We start from the raw sequence: 18,906 nt of genomic DNA on the forward strand, positions 1-18,906 counted from the left end.
CATATTATGAGTTTGTAAAGCATTTTTTTTAAAATTTTTATTTTTTCCTTTTAGCTCGGTCACGAAGCCGGCGGGACCGGTCATTACGGCCCTTGTGGCCGCTGCCCTTTCTGTTGGCATACTTGCTTTTAGCCTGTTTGGCCTGCTGTTTTTCTGCCTGCTGCCGTTTCATGGCCAGCTCCTTTTCCCGTTTTTCTCTCTTTATACGGGATGCCAGGCTTCTGCCGGAAATATCCTTGGCAATATGATTTTTGATGCCGGCCTCGATTCTTCTCAGTATATTGTATTGACGGGCATTAACGAAGGTAATGGCCACCCCCTTTTGGCCTGCCCGACCGGTACGGCCGATACGGTGGATGTAGCTTTCCGTATCCTGGGGAATGTCGTAATTGAACACATGGGTTACCCCTTCAATATCCAATCCCCGGGCCGCTATATCAGTAGTAACCAAAATTTGCAGCTTGGCCTGGCGGAATTTGTTCAATACATTGGTGCGTTGCAGCTGACTGAGCTCACCGTGGAGCTCATCCGCCAAATAACCCCGCTTGGCCAAGGTCATGGCCACCTGGGACACCCGTGTACGGGTAGCACAGAATACCATGGCCAGATATGGCTGCTCCTCATTAATCAGCTCGCAAAGCTTATCCAGCTTGGAGGTCTCCATGGTATCAACCACCCGCTGCTTAATACTGTCCAGGGTAATGTGCTCAGCCTTAATCTCGATATGCTGAACCTGAACCATGTAACGATGGGCTAGGGACTTGATTCTGTCGGGCATGGTGGCAGAAAACAGCATGATCTGCCGATCCTTGGCCATGGTGGACAGAATAAGCTCCACGTCCTCAATAAAGCCGCGGCGAAGCATTTCATCCGCCTCATCCAAAACAATTTTATTGGTAGTGGAAAAGTTCAAGGTACGACGGCGGAGATGATCCAAAATTCTCCCCGGAGTGCCGATAATAACATGGGGGTCCCGGCCCAGCTTATGCTTCTGCCGTTCAATATCCTGACCGCCATAAATTGCCAGGGAGCGAACTCCTGTGGCCTTATCCAGAACAGAAGCCACCCTGGAAATCTGAATAGTCAGCTCCCTGGTAGGAGTAATAATCAGGGTCTGAACATTATCCGCCTGAATTTTAATTTTGTCATAAAGCGGCAATAAAAAGGCCAGGGTCTTTCCCGTACCGGTCTGGGCCTGTACGATGGTATCCCGGCCGTTTCTAAGGGCGGGTATAGCCGCCTCCTGCACCGGAGTAGCCTCTCTTATGCCAATTTTCTTTAATGCATCACAGAGGGGCTGTGAAACACTTAATTCTTCAAATAACTTCATACTAATCCCTCATATACATATATACAGATAGCTCCCCCAAATTGGGGGAGCCGGTAAATATCATTTATTCTCATATTGGGCGGCCAGACGCTTCTGAAGCTCCTCATCAGCCAGGAAATCATCATAGGTGGTAAATTTATCAAATACACCGCCTGGAGTAAGCTCGATGATACGGTCGGCAATGGTCTGAACGAACTCATGGTCATGGGATGTAAAGAGCAGGGTTCCCTTGAAGGCAATCAGGCCATCATTAAGGGCCGTTATGGATTCCAAATCAAGATGGTTGGTGGGCTCATCCATCAACAGTACATTGGCACCGCTGAGCATCATCTTGGATAACATACAGCGGACCCTTTCACCACCGGAGATAACCGAGGCCTTTTTCAGGCTTTCCTCGCCGCTAAAGAGCATACGGCCCAGGAAGCCGCGTACAAAGGACTCATCCGGATCCTTGGAGTACTGACGAAGCCAATCGGTAAGGCTGAGGTCACAGCCCTCAAAATATTCGGTATTATCATTTGGCAAATAGGCCTGGGTAGTGGTAACACCCCACTTAAAGCTTCCCTCATCAGGCTCCATTTCCCCCATGATTATCTGGAACAATGCAGTTTTACCGGCACTGTTGGGACCGGTAAAGGCCACCTTGTCCCCCTTCTTCAGGGTAAAGCTTACATTATCCAGCACCTTTTCCCCCTCGATGGTCTTGGATATACCCTCCACAATGAGAAGCTGGTCACCAGCCTCACGGTCCGGGGTAAAGGCAATATACGGATAGCGGCGGGAGGATGGCTTAATATCATCCAGGGTAATTTTCTCAAGCAGCTTCTTGCGGGAGGTAGCCTGCTTGGACTTGGAGGCGTTAGCAGAAAACCGGGCAATAAAGGTCTGCAGCTCCTTAATCTTCTCCTCCTTCTTCTTGTTGGCATCCTTGGCCATCTGGAGAGCAAGCTGACTGGAATGGTACCAAAAATCATAGTTGCCAACATAAAGCTGGATTTTGCCAAAGTCCACGTCTGCAATATGGGTACAAACCTGATTTAGGAAGTGACGGTCATGGGATACTACAATAACGGTGTTTTCAAAATCAGCCAGAAAATCCTCCAGCCACTTGATGGATTCAAGGTCAAGATGGTTAGTGGGCTCGTCCAAAAGAAGGATATCCGGATTGCCGAATAGAGCCTGGGCCAACAGGACCCGCACCTTCAAATCAGGATCCATTTCGGACATCATCTTGTTGTGATGCTCCTCATGGATGCCAAGGCCATTTAACAGCTTTGCCGCATCCGCCTCTGCATCCCAGCCGTTAAGCTCGGCGAATTCCGCCTCCAGCTCCCCGGCCCGAATGCCATCCTCATCGGAAAAATCCGGCTTGGCATAAATTGCATCCTTTTCCTCCATAATATCTACCAGATGCTGGTTACCCATTATTACAGTACGAATAACATCGTACTGATCAAAGGCAAAATGGTCCTGCTTCAGTACTGACATCCGCTCACCCGGGGTAATTTCAATGGAGCCCTTGGTAGGCTCAATATCACCGGACAGCAGCTTCAGGAAGGTTGACTTACCGGCACCATTGGCGCCAATTACGCCATAGCAGTTTCCGGGAGTAAACTTAATAGAAACATCCTTGAACAGAACCCGCTTACCAAACTGAAGTGTAACACCACTTGTTGAAATCATTGTAAAAAAATCCTCTCTATACTGCTTTAAATTTTAATATAGCCTAATCATGAATTGAGAATTGCATGATAATAATCCAATATACTTTGACCATACCCTACACCCGGCACAGCCCAGCGACCATTAAGATCCTGCCACTGACCCAGCGTATCATCGCCATAAACCCCTCTCACCAGTGAATACCTGGGATCTACCACCGGAGTTTCCGGATACTTGGTTGAGGCGTAGGCCAGCAGATGCTGAATATGGGCCCGCACCCCAACACGGGGTGAGTCAAAAAAGGCCCCCTTTACAGTAGCACTGGTGGTACCCAAGCCGCAATAATTATTCTGGGCCGGTACAACCGTACCGCCATAGCTGAAAAAGCCTGTTTCCTTCAAGGCCTGGGCAAAGGCAATATCTGGACGAATTCCCTCCAGGGCAGCTTCCTCATAGTAATAGCTTACCAATTCCTCCGGGCTGGTATTCAGCAGGGGATGGGGATTATTCTTTAACAGGTAACGGACACATTGCTCCTGGGTAGCCACCGGGCTGCCCATAATATTCATTTCGTTGGATACGGCTCTTGGCGCCACCACCACAGGCTCCTCCACAGGCTCTGGATGCAGTATGGCCTCGATACGCTCAGCAAAGCTCTTTTTCTTGTCAGAAGCTTTTTTCTCCAATTTCACCTTGGTATTACCGGTATTATAGGTTCTCTCTGTGGAAACTGACGCTTTATCCACAACGCTGTTGGCCTCAGCAGTACCACTACAGCTCAGCACGGCCAATATACCCACAGCACATAACAATTGCACACCTTTTTTAGAAGAAAACACCCTATTGCCCCCCAATTACATATTTACGACGTAGGAGTCTTCTCAACGGCCCCTCATCATACTTAAACCATAATACAAAATCAGCCCGAAGCCTATACCAGCTGTCAGGCTCCCCCACAGGGGAACCAGCACTATGGTAAATACTCCTGCTAAGATTGATATATTATCATTAATCGGCAAAAATTTCAAATCCATCAGCAAATAGCAACCGGCCCCTATGACCGAGGCGGCAAATACAGATGGATAATCGCGCAGCTCCATCATCATGGGTCCGCAAAATAACACCACCAGCAGCAATATCGCCGTAATCATGGACGATTTTACAGGCTTTTTGCTCCATCGCCCGCAGGCAGCCGATACCTCAGCCACTGTCATGGCACCACCGGATAACAGCCCCCCCATCAAGGTCCCAAGTCCATTGATGAAAAACAGCCTTCCATCATTTACCTCCATGGTTTTGGCGGCTGCCATGGCATCAAAGGCCAAAACTAGCCACACCGCAGCCACTGCAGCAAGCAATTCAACAGCCTTGCCGCCATTTACCTGGAATGCTGTATCCGTAAACCCCTCCGGTACCGAAAAAAGATACTGGGGTAGGGCCACATAGCCTTCGGCCAGAGCCATAGTCCCAGCCGCCAATAGGCCAATGGCCAGGCCCTGCTCCCTTCCTCGGCCCGAAAAGCACAAAACCGCCAACAGGCTTATCAAAGTAATCACCGTCAAGGGATCGTAAATACTGCCCATGCCGGTTACCTGAAAGGGAGTGCCCACCACCAGCCGCCCCATAAGCAGCCCTTTATAAATAAGCAGGACTCCCATGGACGCCGGAACTGCTGTTTTAAGGTAAGCCGGCAGCACAGCCATTACCCTGCCCCAAATATTATTATATTGACATAACAGGAGCAGCAAGCCCGCCACAACAGGGACTGTCATAGTCTCCTGCCAGGTATAGCCCTGGCAAATCACCAAATCATAGCACAAAAAGCTGTTGATTACTATTCCCGGAGCCACAGCCACAGCCACCTTATAGTACGCCGCCAGCAAAGTGCCCACCAAGGAACCGAGGACCACCGCCGTGTAGGCTCCATTGAAGGGAACCCCCGCTTTTTGCCACATAACAGTGACCACCATGAGATTTATCAAAATCAGGGTAAAGTTTATAATACCGGTAAACATGGCATTTCCCAATAATCCTTCCATATTGTTCACATCGGCTCAATTATTTGTCCATAACATCTAAGGAGCTTGACTCTTCATCAGCCAAATCCCTGTCCAAAACATGCTTGCCGAAGACGGTAATTGTGTAGTAGAGACCCACAAAAAATGGCAGATATTCGGCAATAAACCGCCATGATACGGCCAGAATACCCACCGTACCCGACGGCACACTTTCACTGAACAGGTACACAAAACCGCCTTCAGCAATGCCGGAGCCTCCCGGAGTCGGTGAAAAATACAGCAGAATATTCAGGAACATCATCCGGCCCATTACCGTCAGCCAATCTACCGTTACCCCCAGTCCCAGCATCAGGAAGGGAACCACCATATAAATGAAAATCAGGCTGAGGCCGGATTCAAAGAAAACCCGGAGCATGGATTTAGGGGAGGAAGCCAGCAAAATAATGGCCGACTTGCTGTCCCGGTACATATCCACAAATTTCCTGCCCCATTTCTTGGGCAGCCTTCTGGTCAGCTTTACGGCAAGGTAATCAAAGGCATTTTTTCGGATACCGTAGGCCAGTATCAGCATAATAACGGTGGCTGTACCTGCCACATAAACCATAACTGTATTGGAAACCCCGGGCAATATTCCCTGATCATGAAGAAATATGAAGGGCAGACAGCAGGCCAGGAAAAAAATGGACACAACGGTACGAACCAGGGCCAATACAGCAGCCTTCCCCCCGGGAATGCCGGCCCTCCGCAGAAACATGACCTGGGCCACGGCCCCAAAGGCCGCCCCCGGCCCCAGCATAGCCAGAAAATAGTTGCCAAATACCACCTGTACAGCCTGTTTTAGTGTAATGCTTTCGCCAGAAATCTTGACCATATGCATAAGCCTGGTTCCATCCAAAACAAGACCCACAGCCATAGCCAGTACAGCCATTCCCACCGACCATGGCTGAAACATATATAAATTGGTTATGGTATTTATGTCCACCGTAAAGTAAATTACCGTGCTTGATATGACCAAAACCAACAAAAATAAGCTTAAAATTCGCCCATAAACCTTATTCATTCATAGCTCCTTAAAAAGAAATCAGCAATATTATAACTCATTTGTTCAAAATTTTCATCGAGTTATGTATTCTGTTTCTTTTATGCCAATTTCTACCCTTAGTCCACATACTCCTCATGAGCAGCATAAGCACTGTGGTTGTGGATGCTTTCAAAATTATCACAGTCTAATGCGAACCATTTTATACCCTCCAGCCTGCGCAGGGCAATAACCCCATCCCGAAGAATATCCTCCACAAATTTAGGATTATCATAGGCCTTTTCCGTAACGAATTTTTCATCCTCACGCTTTAAGAGCGGATAAACCTGACAGGAGGCCTGTTGTTCCATTAATGCCACCAAATCCTCAATAAGGATACATTCATGGTCATCATCAAAGCGTACCCGTACATCCATTACCCCCCGCTGATTATGGGCTCCATAGGCGGATATTTCCTTGCTGCATGGGCAAAGGGAGGTATAGGGAACCCTTACCCCCAGGGTAAACTGCAATGGTTTGCCACGTTCCATGACACCATCAAAAAAACAGTCCACATCCAAAACGGATTTTCGCTTGCTGACCGGAGCAAACCTGTCCACAAAATATTTAAATTCAATATGTATTGCCGCTGTCTCCGCCTGAAGTCTGTCCATGGCCTCCTGCAAAATATCTGCCATCTCGACCTCGGCAATAGGCAACCGGGTCCACTTGTTCAAAATTTCCTGAAATCGGCTCATATGGGTTCCCTTATATTCCATGGGCAGGGAAACCGTAAAGCTAATATTGGCCAACACCTGCTGATAATCGCCCTCCTGGGTTTTGATTAACAGGGGAAGATGGGCATCCCGGATCCCCACCTTCTGAATGGCTATACCACGGGTGTCAGCACTATTTTGTACATCCTTCATAAATACACCTGTTACATATTCTCATACTCAACCGGGTCCACAACTCCGGCTTCAGCAAAGCCCCGCAGTCTCAGCTTGCAGCTGTCACACACGCCGCAGGCCTTTTTCCCACCCTTATAGCAGCTATGGGTAAACTGCAGGGGAGCCCCCAATTTACTGCCCAGCTGAACGATTTCCTTTTTTGATAAATCCTGGAGCGGAGTCTCTATCTTAATATGGCGGCCATCGGCGGTACCGGCCTTTGTGGCCAGATTAGCCGTATTTTGGAAGCTGGCAATAAATTCCGGACGGCAATCGGGATAACCGGAATAATCAACGGCATTCACCCCGATAAATACATGATCTGCCCCCACCACCTCGGCATAGGCCATGGCATAGCTGAGAAAAATCATATTGCGGGCCGGCACATAGGTAACGGGAATATCCGACGCTCCATGAGAAAAATCCCCATCAGGAACCTCAATCCCAGCATCTGTAAGGGCTGAGCCGCCGATAGCCTCCATATTGGTTTCTATGATAAGGTGCTTTTGAACGCCATAAAATTGGGCCACCCTTTTGGCACCTTCCAGTTCTATATTGTGGCGCTGGTGATAATTAAAGCTGATGGGATACACCTCCATACCCTTTGACCTGGCTACCGCCATACACACGGTTGAATCAAGTCCACCAGAAAGTAAAACCACTGCTTTTTCCATTGTATAAAAATCCTCCTTACCCGGCACAATGTAAGGCCTTGATGGCACCGGGAATATCCTGGGCCTTGTAAACCGCTGAGCCGGCTACCAGCACATCAGCCCCGGCCTCTGCCAATGCCCGGCAATTATCCACGGTAACGCCGCCATCCACTTCAATTTCCGCCTTACTGCCGGCCTGTACCAGCATTGCCTTGAGGCGGGCAATCTTATCCAGGGAATGAGGTATAAATTTCTGGCCGCCATAGCCCGGATTTACAGACATGATTACAATCATATCAAGCTCATCCAACAGCTCCTCCACCATGGAAAGGGGGGTGCCGGGATTCAGGCAGATGCCGGCCCTGCAGCCGGCCGCCTTAATAGCCTGCAATATTCTGTGGGGATGTATGGCCGCCTCGGCGTGGAAGGTAATAATATCCGCCCCGGCCCCGGCGAAGGACTCTATCTGAGTTTCAGGGTGTTCTACCATAAGGTGTACATCAAATACTGCATCCGTAACCGGACGGATAGCCTTGACAATCAATGCACCCAGGGTAATCTCCGGCACAAAGCTGCCGTCCATAACATCTATATGTACATAATCGGCCCCGGCGTCAATAACCTTTTTTACCTCCTGGCCCAGCTGGGCAAAATCCGCCGATAAAATTGATGGCGCAACCTTTGTCATCAATATACCTTCTTTCTGTCTAAAATACTTTGTAAAATATTTAAATAAGCATCATAGCGTTCCTGACTGACCTGCCCATCGGCCAGAGCCTGCTTTACGGCGCAATCCGGTTCGTGACTGTGGGTACAGGTATTATAGTAGCACTTTTCTGTAAGGGGCCTGAACTCAGGAAAATATTCTGCCAAATGCTCCTTATCCAGCTGCTCCAATTCAGCAGCACTGAAGCCGGGCGTATCTACCACAATACCGCCACTGGCCACCGGCAACAGGCAGGCCGCCCTGGTGGTATGCTTCCCCCGCTTAATTTTTTCACTAATCCCACCGGTAGTGAGGGACAGATTATTATCTATGGCATTTAACAGAGAGGATTTTCCCACACCGGAGGGCCCGGCAAAGGCCGTTACCCTGCCCCTTAAAAGGCCTCGTATTTCCTCAATACCCTTCTGCTCCTGGGCCGAGGCAAAAATCACCCTATAACCGGCCTCAACATAGGGCTTAACAAAATCATGGGCTGCATTGGGCAGCAAATCCAGCTTGTTAAAGCAGATTATTATTTCCGGAATACCCGACCACTCAGCCAAAACCAAAAACCGGTTCAGCAGCAGGCTGTTCATATCCGGTTCCCGCAGGGCGAAGGTAATAATCAGCTGATCAATATTGGCTACAGCCGGACGATGTAACAGCGTCTTGCGCGGCAGCCGTTTTTCTATAACCCCGGTACCATCGCCCAAAAGCTCATATTCCACCCTATCGCCGGTTACCACAGAGCCCCTTACCCGCTTTATCCGGCCCCTGAGACGGCAGGACAACAGCTCCGGCTCCCTGGTAAGCTCCTTACCTTCCTCCAAAACGTAATAAAATCCATTATATGTTTTTATAACCTGACCAATTGGCATTTGTCCATCCTTTACATTGTACTTCCCTTATTGCTTAACTACTTCATCAGGTGATGTTTTTTGCCCCTTCTTCCCGGTGTCAGTCGGCTTGGTTGGTGCAGGTGCCGGAGCCGGGGCCGCTGCCTGGCCGCTGGAGACAATAATATTTACCGTGCCGCCCTCCCGCACTTCGGAGCCCGCTGCCGGTGACTGACCGATTACGGTACCCCGGGACTGGGAGCTGGTCTGCTCTGTCACAGTGCCTACAGAAAGCTTATTGGCCGCCAAATTGGCCTTAACACTGTCCACTGACATACCTGAATAATCCGGGATAATAACACTGACCTCTTTTGGTCCCTTACTTACAGTGAAATCAACAGTTTGTCCCTTGGTTACCTTGCTGCCTGCACCGGGATCCTGCTTTAAGACTGTACCAGCCGATTCATTGGACTCTTCCTCATATACTGCCCCGATTTTTAATCCCATTTTATTCAGCTTGGTTTCAGCATTGGAGCGGGACATCCCCTTCAAGTCGGGCATGGTCAGCTCCTCCCCTCCCTTACTGATATAGATGGTGACCTGACGCTGTTCCTTCACCATAATCCCCGCCTCAGGATACTGGGACACCACCTGCCCCACAGGAACCGAGGCATCATAGGCTTCAGCTATCTTGACCCGCAAATTCTTTTCTTCCAGCATATCACGGGCGATTTCCACCTGACGGCCCACCACATTGGGCACCTCAACCTCCACCGAGCTCCAGAGAGTGCCAAAGAACAAAAAGCTGCCGGCCACAAAGCCCATTATTAAAATCAATACCAGACCAAAGGCAAAGGTCTTTGATTTAATGATTTTTTTAAAGGAGGCCTCATCCTCTCCCTCCTCCTCTTCATAGGCTTCATCATAATCATAGCCGTAGCCCTGATTATTATAGGCCTGGGGCTGATTTTGCTGGAGCATCTCCGGCGTCACCCGAGGAATAACCTGGGTTGCAAAGGGATCATCTGCGGCAGCCGGGGCAGCCGCCGCCGTTGCTTTACCCTGTATCATGGTCAACGCCTGTTCCAAATCTATATAGATATCCGTACTGCTGGGACGGGCCATGGGGTCCTTGTTCATAGCCTTATGAACAATGGCCTCCAACACTGCCGGTACAGATGGATTAATCTGCCGGATTGGCACCGGCGTCTCCTGCAAATGCTTCAGGGCAATGCTAACTGAGGTTTCCCCATTATAAGGCAAGGTTCCGGTAAGCATTTCGTAGAGAACAACCCCAAGGGAATAAACATCGGACTTGGTAGTAATGGCCGTTCCCTTGGCCTGCTCCGGCGAGAAGTAGTGAACGGAGCCCATTACATTTCCTCCATAGGTCATGGTAGAGGAGGAAACGGCTCTGGCAATACCAAAGTCAGTAACCTTAATGTGCCCATCTCCCATTATCAGAATATTATGTGGTTTTATATCACAGTGAACCAATCCGTTCTTGTGGGCAGCCTCCAGGGCACAAGCCAGCTCTTTGGCAATACGGGCGGCTTCCACCGGCTCCAGACAGCCCTTTTCCTGAATATATTCCTTCAGGGTCTGACCGGCCACATATTCCATAACAATAAAATGACTGCCCTCATCCTCACCCACGTCATATATATTAACAATATTCTGATGGGTCAGCTTGGCTGCCCCTTTGGCCTCCCGATGGAATTTCTCGATAAATTCAGCATCATTGGCAAACTGTGCATGAAGGATTTTTACAGCCACTGCACGGTCCAATAGCTTATCGTGAGCCCGATATACATCAGCCATGCCGCCGCCACCGATATGTTCCTGAATTTCATAACGTCTAGCCAAAACGCGCTCTATCATATCATATCCTCCTAATTGTCTCGTAAAGCTGTAATTATCTGACGGGCGATAGGAGCCGCCACGGTTCCGCCGCCACCGCTATTTTCAACGATTATGCAAAAGGCAATTTTTCCCTTGGGAAGCTCAGCTGCACCAATAAACCAGCCATGGTCGGCTCCCTGGGAGTTCTCTGCCGTACCGGTTTTGCCTATTACCCTTATCCCAGGTACTGCTGCGGCCTCACCGGTACCATTTGCTACAACGTTTTCCATAAAACCGCCAATTATATTGGCACGCTTATCAGAGGTAACCTCCATCCATTTTGACGGAGAGGCTTTTCGTATTACCAGCCCCACCGGTGAAATTACTTCCTCCACCAGATAAGGAACCATTATTGTTCCTTGATTAACATAGGCACTGGCCAACATGGCCATCCGCAACGGCGTTACCAGGGTCTCTCCCTGGCCAATACCCACCTGGGCCGTATCCCCATCCCCAAGAGCGGAAAAATTTGGCAAATGACATTTGCTCTCATTAAATTCGCTGTTAATGGGCACGGTAAACCCAAATCGGTCAAAGGCGCTCTCCAGCCCCTTGCCATGCATTCGCATGGCAAGAGCAGCGAAGGTTACATTGCAGGACTCCGTAAGGGCATCCTTCAAAGTAAGATTATTGCCATGAACTGCCCCATGACTTTCACCAATATATTCACTGCCAATGTCCAGCCTGCCGGTACAGTTAAATTTCTCATTTACATCGGTAACCTTCTCATCCAGAGCCGCATCAGCTATCAGCACCTTGATGGTTGAACCGGGGGGATAAAGTCCCTGAGTCGCCCTGTTCAGGAGGGGACTGTCCTCCCTGGCTGTCAGGCTCTTCCAATTGGCCTCCACATCAATGGGGTCAATGGACGGCTTGCTGACCATGGCAATAATCCCCCCGGTTTCGGCATTCATAACCAATACAGCCCCACGATGATTTCCCAACGCATTGTAGGCCAGCTCCTGTATATCGGCATCCACAGTGAGCCTTACATTATTTCCCTGGTCAGACTGGAGGGCCTGACCAATTGGCCCCAGCATTTGCAGCTGCCGGGATTGTCCGGTGAGATCCCCACCGGCCACTGCTTCAATGCCATCATTGCCGATGGCTTCACCTATATATCCCGTTACCGGAGCCATAACTTCCCCATAAGGATAGCTCCTGTCCCCCGGCTTATCACTTTTGGCCAGCTCCTTGCCGTTGATGTCAAGAATGGCTCCCCGAACAATATCCTGAGCCCCATCGCCACGCCGGTTCATTGGATTGGCCGCCAGGGAAGGGGCCGCAATCACCTGCAGATAGACAATATATCCAAAGAGGCACAAAAAGCACACCAGCATGAAAACACTGCAGTGCAGAATATATTTTTTTATATCATTATGCCCCATGTATTTTTTCCTTCTTTGATAATGATAACAACAAACCAATCATAATAAAGCCCGATACCATAGAGCTGCCGCCATAGCTGATAAAGGGCAGGGTAATGCCCGTAAGAGGCAGGAACTTGGTAACTCCGGCAATAATTATAAAGGCCTGGGTAAACAATCCTATAGAAAACCCGGCTGCCGCCAGGCTATGCAGCTCTTTTTTGCAGCTCATGGCAATCATAATACCACGATAAAACAGCAGCACGTATACCATCATAATGGCCGTGCAGCCCAGCAGTCCCAATTCCCTCAGCCACTGCCGAAAATATAAAATCAGTATGTACTTCCGGAATAAAGCCCGGATGACCATGGGTAAAGCCTGTTCCCCAAACCCCACCGGCCGCAAAGGCAAACAGGGACTGAACCACCTGATAGGCCTGTCCATCCGGATCAGCCCATGGGTCAAGCCAAATATTAAACCGTACCTGAACATGGGAGAAAAAACCATAGCTGATCGCCGCCCCCAGGGTAAAAAACAGCAAGGCAATAAACACATAGGATTTGCTGCCAGTCCCCATATATGTCATAAAAACTGCCATACAAAAAAACAGCAGGGCAGAACCCAGATCCCGCTGAACCACAAACATGAGAATAGCAATGCCCCAAATCACCAGCAATGGAGCAATAAACCTTATGGGTGGTAAATCCAAAAACAATATTTTCCGCTTGGACGCCTTCAGCATTTCACCATGGTCCGACAGGAAGGCGGCCAGAAACAATACCAGCAGAATTTTGCCGAATTCGGAGGGCTGTACTGAAATGGGGCCAAGCACCAGCCAGTTCTTGCTGCCGCCGATTTCCACGCCAAAAATCAGGGAAAGGCACAATACCACCAGGGTGCATATACCCAAAATATACTGATATTGCAGCATATTTTTCAACTGACGGGAAAAATACAGCACCCCCACCATTACCAGCATACCGATCATCAGCCAGCGAAGCTGTGGTATGCAAAGAACCGGCTTCAGTCTGGCCAGCATAATAATACCTAAGCTGGAAAAAAACAGCACCATGGGAAAAATCCAGATATCACTGGTGTATTTTTTCTGCAGCAGGAACAGCTGTACGGCAAGGCCCATTAACGCTGCCGCCAGGGCCCAGGGAACAGGTGACCAGTCTATGACCGGATACTGGTTCAGCATTATAATGGCCAAACCGGCAAACATTATCATAAAATCAACTGCCACCAGCAGCAGGCTTTTACTCTTCATAGTATTCCACCACTATCGCCGAAATATTATCCAGTCCACCACTGTCCTTGGCCAGCTCCACCAAAGCTTCTGCCTTATCCGGGCACTCCTCTGCCTCCAATATCCCCTGAATAGCTGACAGGGTCACCATATTGGTAAGTCCATCTGAACACAGCAGAAACATATCTCCATTTTCCAAGGGCAGCTCCCCGGTATCCACCTTCACCACCGGATCCACCCCCACAGCCCGCAGCAGCATGTGCTTATTAGGATGGTCCTCCGCCTCGTCAGGAGAAATACTGCCATTGGCCAACAGCTCGGCCACATAGGTATGGTCGCTGGTTATCTGCTTTAGCTCACCCTTCCTGAGGCGGTATAGCCTGCTGTCCCCCACATGGGCCCAAAAGGCTGCCCCCTCCTCCAGATGAAGAATAGTGGCTGTAGTACCCATACCGCTCTTTTCCGGATTTTCCCGGGTACACTCAAAAATAGCCTTATTACCATCAATTACCAGATAACGAAGTCCATCCTGGTCCAGGGCTGTATCCTCTGATGACAGTTTGCTTTCCGCAGTTGCCGTAAAAATGTGACTGGCTATTTCACCGGCCACATGGCCCCCCATGCCGTCTGCCACCACAAATACATTTTTAGGACCTACCAGGATACTATCCTCATTCAGCTCCCGTACCAATCCCACATCAGTAGCCTGACTGACCTTTAACAAGCCTCTCACCTCCCGAACTCAAATACGGCAGAACCCACTGTAATCAAATCACCTGACTGCAGGTATTGCCGTCCCGTAATGGGCTGATTATTCACATAGGTTTTGTTCACACTGCCCATATCCTCTATTACATATAAATTATTTAACAAAGCAATTTCCGCATGATGATGTGAGGCAAAGCTGTCATTTAACACAATATCATTATCATTGCCCCGTCCAATGCTTATATGATGTGAAAAGGCGAACCGCTGCCCCACCAAATTCTCCTCGGCGGCTTCCAGCACGGTCAGCACCGCCTCCTCATTGGAAATCTCCGTAACAGCGTATATATCCTCCACCACCGGCTGACTGTCCCTTTTCATGAAGCTCATGAGCCTGTAGACAAAAAACAGCAGTAAAATCAGCAGCCCATACTGCAGGATTATGCCCAATCCCTTTATTACAATTGCAGCTCCCTGCATATCAAATCACCTCATACACCAGCACCGTCTCACCAATTTGTATCTCATCCCCGGAACGCAGGAGCTGTGGTGCTACCACCCTTTGCCCATTGACAAAGGTGCCATTCAGGCTTTCAGCATCATACAAGAAATGACGATGCTGTTCGTAGGTGATATAGGCATGTACCCTTGAAGCATTGGTATCCGTCAAGATAAAATCATTATTCACCCGTCGGCCAATATATATCTGCTTTTCCCCAAATTCAAGATAGGAATCTATATCCGGTCCCTCAATTGCCAACAGGCTGACTGTATTGTATTCAACAGGCAAATTAAGGGGTGGTTTAAATTCCGATTTATTCAGCACTATGGTGTGGCATTCCGGTGTATCCACGGGATACTCCATTTCCCCATAGCTGTTATCCACAAAGGATCCCCTTACTTCACAGGTTCCCTGGGAAAATTCCTCGTTGGCATTAAGGGTAATTTCCAATTGACCATTCATAAAGATATCATTGGAAATAACCATCTTCTCCACCATAATATACAGCTCATCCAAAAAGCGGCGGGCACAAAGCCGCTGATAATCCTCAGGGGCCATTTCCACGTAATAAAAATTAGGCACAATCAGACCATCCTGACCCTTGCGCCTTTTTCGGAGTACCTCCCGCTCCAGCTGCTTGATGACCTCGGTGGGTTCCAGCACACTGCTTAGCTTGCGGTTAAAAAATCCCTCTATTTTTTTTTCCAGAAAAGACTCCAGATTGCCAATAGACATGGTAGTACCTCCTAAGCCTTACTAGTCATAATTTTACAACTTAACGCCATACAAGTAAATACGTTAAAATAAGCCATCTCAGCCCTTATCCAGATGGCGGTTCCGCAACTGTCCGCAGGCCGCCTGAATATCATTCCCCATCTCCCGACGGACTGTAACCGTAATATGCTGCTTGGCCAAATAGCCTTCAAAGAATTCGATACGCTCCGGGGAAGGGCGGTTCCAGTTCCGCTCCACCACCGGATTTATGGGAATAAGATTGACACTGGCCAGCTGACCCTTTAAAAGGGCCGCCAATTCCTTGGCCTGCCGGGCATTATCATTTACCCCATCAATAAGTATATATTCATAGGTTACCCGCCGATGGGTTTTTTCCCCATAATCGCCGCCGGCCTTAACCACCTCCGCCAGGGGATATTTGCGGTTAATCGGCATCAATTCAGAACGCAGCTCATTCTCCGGCGCATGAAGGGATATGGATAAATTTATCGGTATATCCTCATCCGCCAGCCGATAAATATTCGGCACAATACCGGAGGTAGACAGGGTAATGCTGCGATAGCTCATGCCCAGGCAATAATCCTCATGGAGCAGTCTGATGTATTTCAGCACATTATCATAGTTGGTCAAGGGCTCTCCTGAGCCCATAATAACGATGGTATCCACCTTTTCCCCGGACTTGTTCAGCATATCATTGATATAGTAGGTCTGGGCCAGCATTTCCCCAGCCGTGAGATCGCGCACCATCCCGTGAAGGGTGGAGGCGCAAAAGGCACAGCCCATATTACAGCCTGCCTGGGAGGAAACACAGATACTGTTTCCATAGGGCTGACGCATAAGCACCGTTTCTACCCCCACCCCATCGGAAAAATTAAGTAAAAATTTGGAGGTCTTCCCATCTGAAGAATCCAGCTGGTCCACCCTGGCTGCCCGGTCAATTACGCACTGAGCCCCCAATTGTTCCCGCATGGCCTTTGGCAGATTATGCATAGCATTAAAATCCGTAACGCTTTTCCTGTACATCCAATCCGCCAGCTGTTTACCCCGAAACTTGGGCAGCCCCCATTCCGTCAGCAGCTCCGTAATTTCTGCCAATGTTTTACCGAAAATATTTATCATGACGAACTATTTTCTCCTCATACATGAAATAAAAAATCCGTCTGTACCGTCCCGCTGAGGATACAGCTGAACCATCTCATCCTCCCGTGGATTAGGCAGGCGTTCACCGGCGTTTATCAAAGTAAACTCTCCGGTGCTGTCCAAAAATGCCTGTACCACCTCCTGGTTTTCCTCCCGGGCTATGGTACAGGTACTGTACACCAACAATCCCCCAGGCTTGACGGCAGCTGCCCCACTTTTGAGAATGTCCAGCTGGAGCCTTGGCAGCTCCTTTAACAATTCAGGAGTTTTGCGCCAACGGGAATCCGGCTTTCGGCGAAGCACCCCCAGTCCTGAGCAGGGAGCATCAACCAATACCCGGTCTGCCTGTTGAGGAAATTCCTGCCATATTTCCCGGGCATCCATCAGCATTGGATCAATAATGGTAATACCCAGGCGTTGGGCATTATTCCTTACCCGCTCCAGCTTGTGATCATATATATCACAGGCCACTATCCGCCCGCGATTTTCCATCAGAGCCGCCATGTGAGTAGTCTTCCCTCCGGGGGCACTGCACACATCCAGGACCAGCTCCCCGGGCTGGGGATCCACCACATGGGCCACCAGCATAGAGCTTTCATCCTGAACCTGACAATAGCCCTCCTGAAGCACCGGCAAATCATCCAGGGAGCCATGGGAGCCAAGTAGTATTCCCTCAGGGGCAAATTCCGACTGGCGGCAATCCAGGCCCAGGGAAACCAGCTGCAGCATGAGCTCCGAGGGATTTGTCTTCAGGGTATTGGTCCGCACTGACAACGGGGCCGGATTATTATTAAAGGCACACAGACTGGCTGCCTCCTCAAAGCCAAATTCCTTTATCCAGCGACGCACCAGCCATTCCGGATGCTGCTGGGTAAGGGCCAAATTAATAGTAGCATTTCCCTTTCCCTCAGGAAAAGCCCCTTTTTCCGGCTCCCGCACCATGGTGCGCATTACTCCATTAACAAATTTGGCCACCCCATCGTGACCAAATCGCTTGGCTAATTCCACCGACTCATTGCAGGCCGCCGAAGGAGGAACCTTATCCATATATTTAAGCTGATAGACCCCCATCCGCAAAATATCCCTAACCATAGGACTGACCTTACTCATGGGCCGATTAATGTATTTTCTGATAATCCAGTCCAGGGTATCCCCGGCCTTCACCGTGCCATAAACCAGTTCAGTAACAAAACGACGGTCCATATCAGACAGACCGCCCTTACGCAGCTCCCTGGCAAGAGCCACGTTGGCATAGGCCTCCTGTTCATGGACCGCATTTATAATTATCAAAGCCCGCTCACGTGCTTTATCCATTTATTTCTGCTCCTTTTCCTGAGCATTTCCGTCAGCATCAGGTACATCTATAATTTCCAAAATGGCCCTCTTAAATTCCTCGATATCCACCTTGGTATTAAAGCAAGGACCATTGGGGCGGATATTCATTACCCCCAGGGTGGGAATTGGATAAACATCCTGGATACCGCTGGCCAAATCCCGTTCACAGGCCACCGCCACCACCGCCTGAGGGCGAATTTCCCTAACCTTCTGCCGGGCCAGGGTGCCTCCGGTAACCACAAAGAAATGAAAGCCCATCTCCTCTGCCAATGTAACCAAATCGCCAATATTACAGCCACCGCACCGTTTACAATTATTGGGGTCAGTGGTTATCTTATGAGGACAGGTGCTAAGCTGCAGGCAATGAGGAGTAACCACCAGCAGCCGGTCCGCCGGCACCTTTAGGTGGCGATTATGAACAATGGCATTGCTCACTGCCACATAGGAAGCCTCAATGCGTCGCCGATCAATTCCAATGATTTTACCGGCTGAAATAACAATATAAAATAAAACATTTAACAGCGTATAGGTCTGCTTTTTAAAAACAGAGGGCAATGGCCAGCCCTTGATGCCAAACAGCATTCCCAATATACCAAAACCAATCAAAAACAAAATGCCTATCATGGCAGCGGCAAAGGCCGGAGCCAGATGGGAATTGATATTATTCAGGCCGGGCAGGGTAATAAACCATACCCCTGAGCATACTATCAGCATAATAACATAGGTAATACACAGCAGCCCTATAAATAGCCGTTTTTTCGCCTTTTTAACCGCATAATTCATAATTAATCCTCTGG

The 18,906-nt window shown here is 49.2% G+C and carries 17 protein-coding genes and 1 pseudogene; all 18 read right to left on the bottom strand.

Going from position 1 to position 18,906, the window contains the following annotated elements; all coding sequences use genetic code 11:
- Window positions 1-37 precede the first annotated feature (37 nt).
- On the bottom strand, window positions 38-1,330 hold the full coding sequence (locus Q0Y54_RS02035; RefSeq protein WP_297963778.1) for a DEAD/DEAH box helicase: 1,293 nt from the start codon (window positions 1,328-1,330) through the stop codon (window positions 38-40).
- 60 nt (window positions 1,331-1,390) lie between these two features.
- A complete protein-coding gene (locus Q0Y54_RS02040; RefSeq protein WP_297963780.1) occupies window positions 1,391-3,013 on the bottom strand; it encodes an ABC-F family ATP-binding cassette domain-containing protein in 1,623 nt (540 codons plus the stop codon).
- Between the two features lie 47 nt (window positions 3,014-3,060).
- Complete coding sequence (locus Q0Y54_RS02045) at window positions 3,061-3,738, bottom strand: glucosaminidase domain-containing protein (protein WP_297963834.1); 678 nt, start codon at window positions 3,736-3,738, stop codon at window positions 3,061-3,063.
- Between the two features lie 135 nt (window positions 3,739-3,873).
- Window positions 3,874-5,031, bottom strand: a complete 1,158-nt coding sequence (locus Q0Y54_RS02050) for a hypothetical protein (RefSeq protein WP_297963783.1) — start codon at window positions 5,029-5,031, stop codon at window positions 3,874-3,876.
- Between the two features lie 19 nt (window positions 5,032-5,050).
- Window positions 5,051-6,070, bottom strand: a complete 1,020-nt coding sequence (locus Q0Y54_RS02055; protein ID WP_297963784.1) for a lysylphosphatidylglycerol synthase transmembrane domain-containing protein — start codon at window positions 6,068-6,070, stop codon at window positions 5,051-5,053.
- 98 nt (window positions 6,071-6,168) lie between these two features.
- Window positions 6,169-6,957, bottom strand: a complete 789-nt coding sequence (folE2, locus tag Q0Y54_RS02060) for a GTP cyclohydrolase FolE2 (RefSeq protein WP_297963786.1) — start codon at window positions 6,955-6,957, stop codon at window positions 6,169-6,171.
- Window positions 6,958-6,968: 11 nt separating this feature from the next.
- The gene (gene queC, locus Q0Y54_RS02065; protein ID WP_297963788.1) at window positions 6,969-7,652 is read right to left on the bottom strand and encodes a 7-cyano-7-deazaguanine synthase QueC; all 684 of its coding nucleotides are present in this window, start codon (window positions 7,650-7,652) and stop codon (window positions 6,969-6,971) included.
- Window positions 7,653-7,668: 16 nt separating this feature from the next.
- Window positions 7,669-8,319 carry a ribulose-phosphate 3-epimerase gene (gene rpe / locus Q0Y54_RS02070; protein WP_297963790.1) on the bottom strand — a complete coding sequence of 217 codons (651 nt, stop codon included), beginning with the start codon at window positions 8,317-8,319 and terminating at the stop codon, window positions 7,669-7,671.
- Window positions 8,319-9,215 (bottom strand): ribosome small subunit-dependent GTPase A, encoded by an 897-nt coding sequence (gene rsgA, locus Q0Y54_RS02075; protein ID WP_297963792.1) that lies wholly within the window; start codon window positions 9,213-9,215, stop codon window positions 8,319-8,321. Before rsgA ends, rpe begins: the two co-directional genes overlap by 1 nt.
- Before the next feature lie 27 nt (window positions 9,216-9,242).
- The gene (pknB, locus tag Q0Y54_RS02080) at window positions 9,243-11,054 is read right to left on the bottom strand and encodes a Stk1 family PASTA domain-containing Ser/Thr kinase (protein WP_297963794.1); all 1,812 of its coding nucleotides are present in this window, start codon (window positions 11,052-11,054) and stop codon (window positions 9,243-9,245) included.
- 11 nt (window positions 11,055-11,065) lie between these two features.
- Entirely contained in the window at window positions 11,066-12,463 is a 1,398-nt protein-coding gene (locus Q0Y54_RS02085; RefSeq protein ID WP_297963796.1) for a penicillin-binding protein 2, read from the bottom strand.
- Window positions 12,453-13,668: pseudogene (locus tag Q0Y54_RS02090) on the bottom strand (FtsW/RodA/SpoVE family cell cycle protein). Before Q0Y54_RS02090 ends, Q0Y54_RS02085 begins: the two are co-directional and overlap by 11 nt.
- A 34-nt stretch (window positions 13,669-13,702) precedes the next feature.
- The gene (locus Q0Y54_RS02095; protein WP_297963799.1) at window positions 13,703-14,425 is read right to left on the bottom strand and encodes a Stp1/IreP family PP2C-type Ser/Thr phosphatase; all 723 of its coding nucleotides are present in this window, start codon (window positions 14,423-14,425) and stop codon (window positions 13,703-13,705) included.
- Window positions 14,422-14,877, bottom strand: a complete 456-nt coding sequence (locus Q0Y54_RS02100) for an FHA domain-containing protein (protein ID WP_297963801.1) — start codon at window positions 14,875-14,877, stop codon at window positions 14,422-14,424. The genes Q0Y54_RS02095 and Q0Y54_RS02100 overlap by 4 nt, the downstream gene beginning before the upstream one ends.
- A 1-nt stretch (window position 14,878) precedes the next feature.
- Window positions 14,879-15,634 (bottom strand): FhaA domain-containing protein, encoded by a 756-nt coding sequence (locus Q0Y54_RS02105; protein WP_297963803.1) that lies wholly within the window; start codon window positions 15,632-15,634, stop codon window positions 14,879-14,881.
- A 78-nt stretch (window positions 15,635-15,712) separates the two neighbouring features.
- Complete coding sequence (gene rlmN, locus Q0Y54_RS02110; RefSeq protein ID WP_297963805.1) at window positions 15,713-16,753, bottom strand: 23S rRNA (adenine(2503)-C(2))-methyltransferase RlmN; 1,041 nt, start codon at window positions 16,751-16,753, stop codon at window positions 15,713-15,715.
- A 6-nt stretch (window positions 16,754-16,759) separates the two neighbouring features.
- Window positions 16,760-18,088: a 16S rRNA (cytosine(967)-C(5))-methyltransferase RsmB gene (gene rsmB / locus Q0Y54_RS02115; protein WP_297963807.1), complete on the bottom strand. Its 1,329-nt coding sequence runs from the start codon at window positions 18,086-18,088 to the stop codon at window positions 16,760-16,762.
- On the bottom strand, window positions 18,089-18,892 hold the full coding sequence (locus Q0Y54_RS02120) for a DUF116 domain-containing protein (RefSeq protein WP_297963809.1): 804 nt from the start codon (window positions 18,890-18,892) through the stop codon (window positions 18,089-18,091).
- Between the last annotated feature and the right edge of the window lie 14 nt (window positions 18,893-18,906).

This window comes from uncultured Anaerovibrio sp., assembly GCF_947302755.1.
GTDB lineage: Bacteria > Bacillota > Negativicutes > Selenomonadales > Selenomonadaceae > Anaerovibrio.

Excerpts from the sequence above, each read along its gene's own strand:
- Q0Y54_RS02035 (WP_297963778.1), bottom strand. The coding sequence starts at position 1,330 with ATGAAGTTATTTGAAGAATTAAGTGTTTCACAGCCCCTCTGTGATGCA.
- rsmB (WP_297963807.1), bottom strand. The coding sequence starts at position 18,088 with ATGGATAAAGCACGTGAGCGGGCTTTGATAATTATAAATGCGGTCCAT.
- Q0Y54_RS02085 (WP_297963796.1), bottom strand. The coding sequence starts at position 12,463 with ATGGGGCATAATGATATAAAAAAATATATTCTGCACTGCAGTGTTTTC.
- Q0Y54_RS02120 (WP_297963809.1), bottom strand. The coding sequence starts at position 18,892 with ATGAATTATGCGGTTAAAAAGGCGAAAAAACGGCTATTTATAGGGCTG.
- Q0Y54_RS02100 (WP_297963801.1), bottom strand. The coding sequence starts at position 14,877 with ATGCAGGGAGCTGCAATTGTAATAAAGGGATTGGGCATAATCCTGCAG.
- Q0Y54_RS02105 (WP_297963803.1), bottom strand. The coding sequence starts at position 15,634 with ATGTCTATTGGCAATCTGGAGTCTTTTCTGGAAAAAAAAATAGAGGGA.
- folE2 (WP_297963786.1), bottom strand. The coding sequence starts at position 6,957 with ATGAAGGATGTACAAAATAGTGCTGACACCCGTGGTATAGCCATTCAG.
- Q0Y54_RS02040 (WP_297963780.1), bottom strand. The coding sequence starts at position 3,013 with ATGATTTCAACAAGTGGTGTTACACTTCAGTTTGGTAAGCGGGTTCTG.
- rpe (WP_297963790.1), bottom strand. The coding sequence starts at position 8,319 with ATGACAAAGGTTGCGCCATCAATTTTATCGGCGGATTTTGCCCAGCTG.
- rsgA (WP_297963792.1), bottom strand. The coding sequence starts at position 9,215 with ATGCCAATTGGTCAGGTTATAAAAACATATAATGGATTTTATTACGTT.
- queC (WP_297963788.1), bottom strand. The coding sequence starts at position 7,652 with ATGGAAAAAGCAGTGGTTTTACTTTCTGGTGGACTTGATTCAACCGTG.
- Q0Y54_RS02055 (WP_297963784.1), bottom strand. The coding sequence starts at position 6,070 with ATGAATAAGGTTTATGGGCGAATTTTAAGCTTATTTTTGTTGGTTTTG.
- Q0Y54_RS02050 (WP_297963783.1), bottom strand. The coding sequence starts at position 5,031 with ATGGAAGGATTATTGGGAAATGCCATGTTTACCGGTATTATAAACTTT.
- rlmN (WP_297963805.1), bottom strand. The coding sequence starts at position 16,753 with ATGATAAATATTTTCGGTAAAACATTGGCAGAAATTACGGAGCTGCTG.
- pknB (WP_297963794.1), bottom strand. The coding sequence starts at position 11,054 with ATGATAGAGCGCGTTTTGGCTAGACGTTATGAAATTCAGGAACATATC.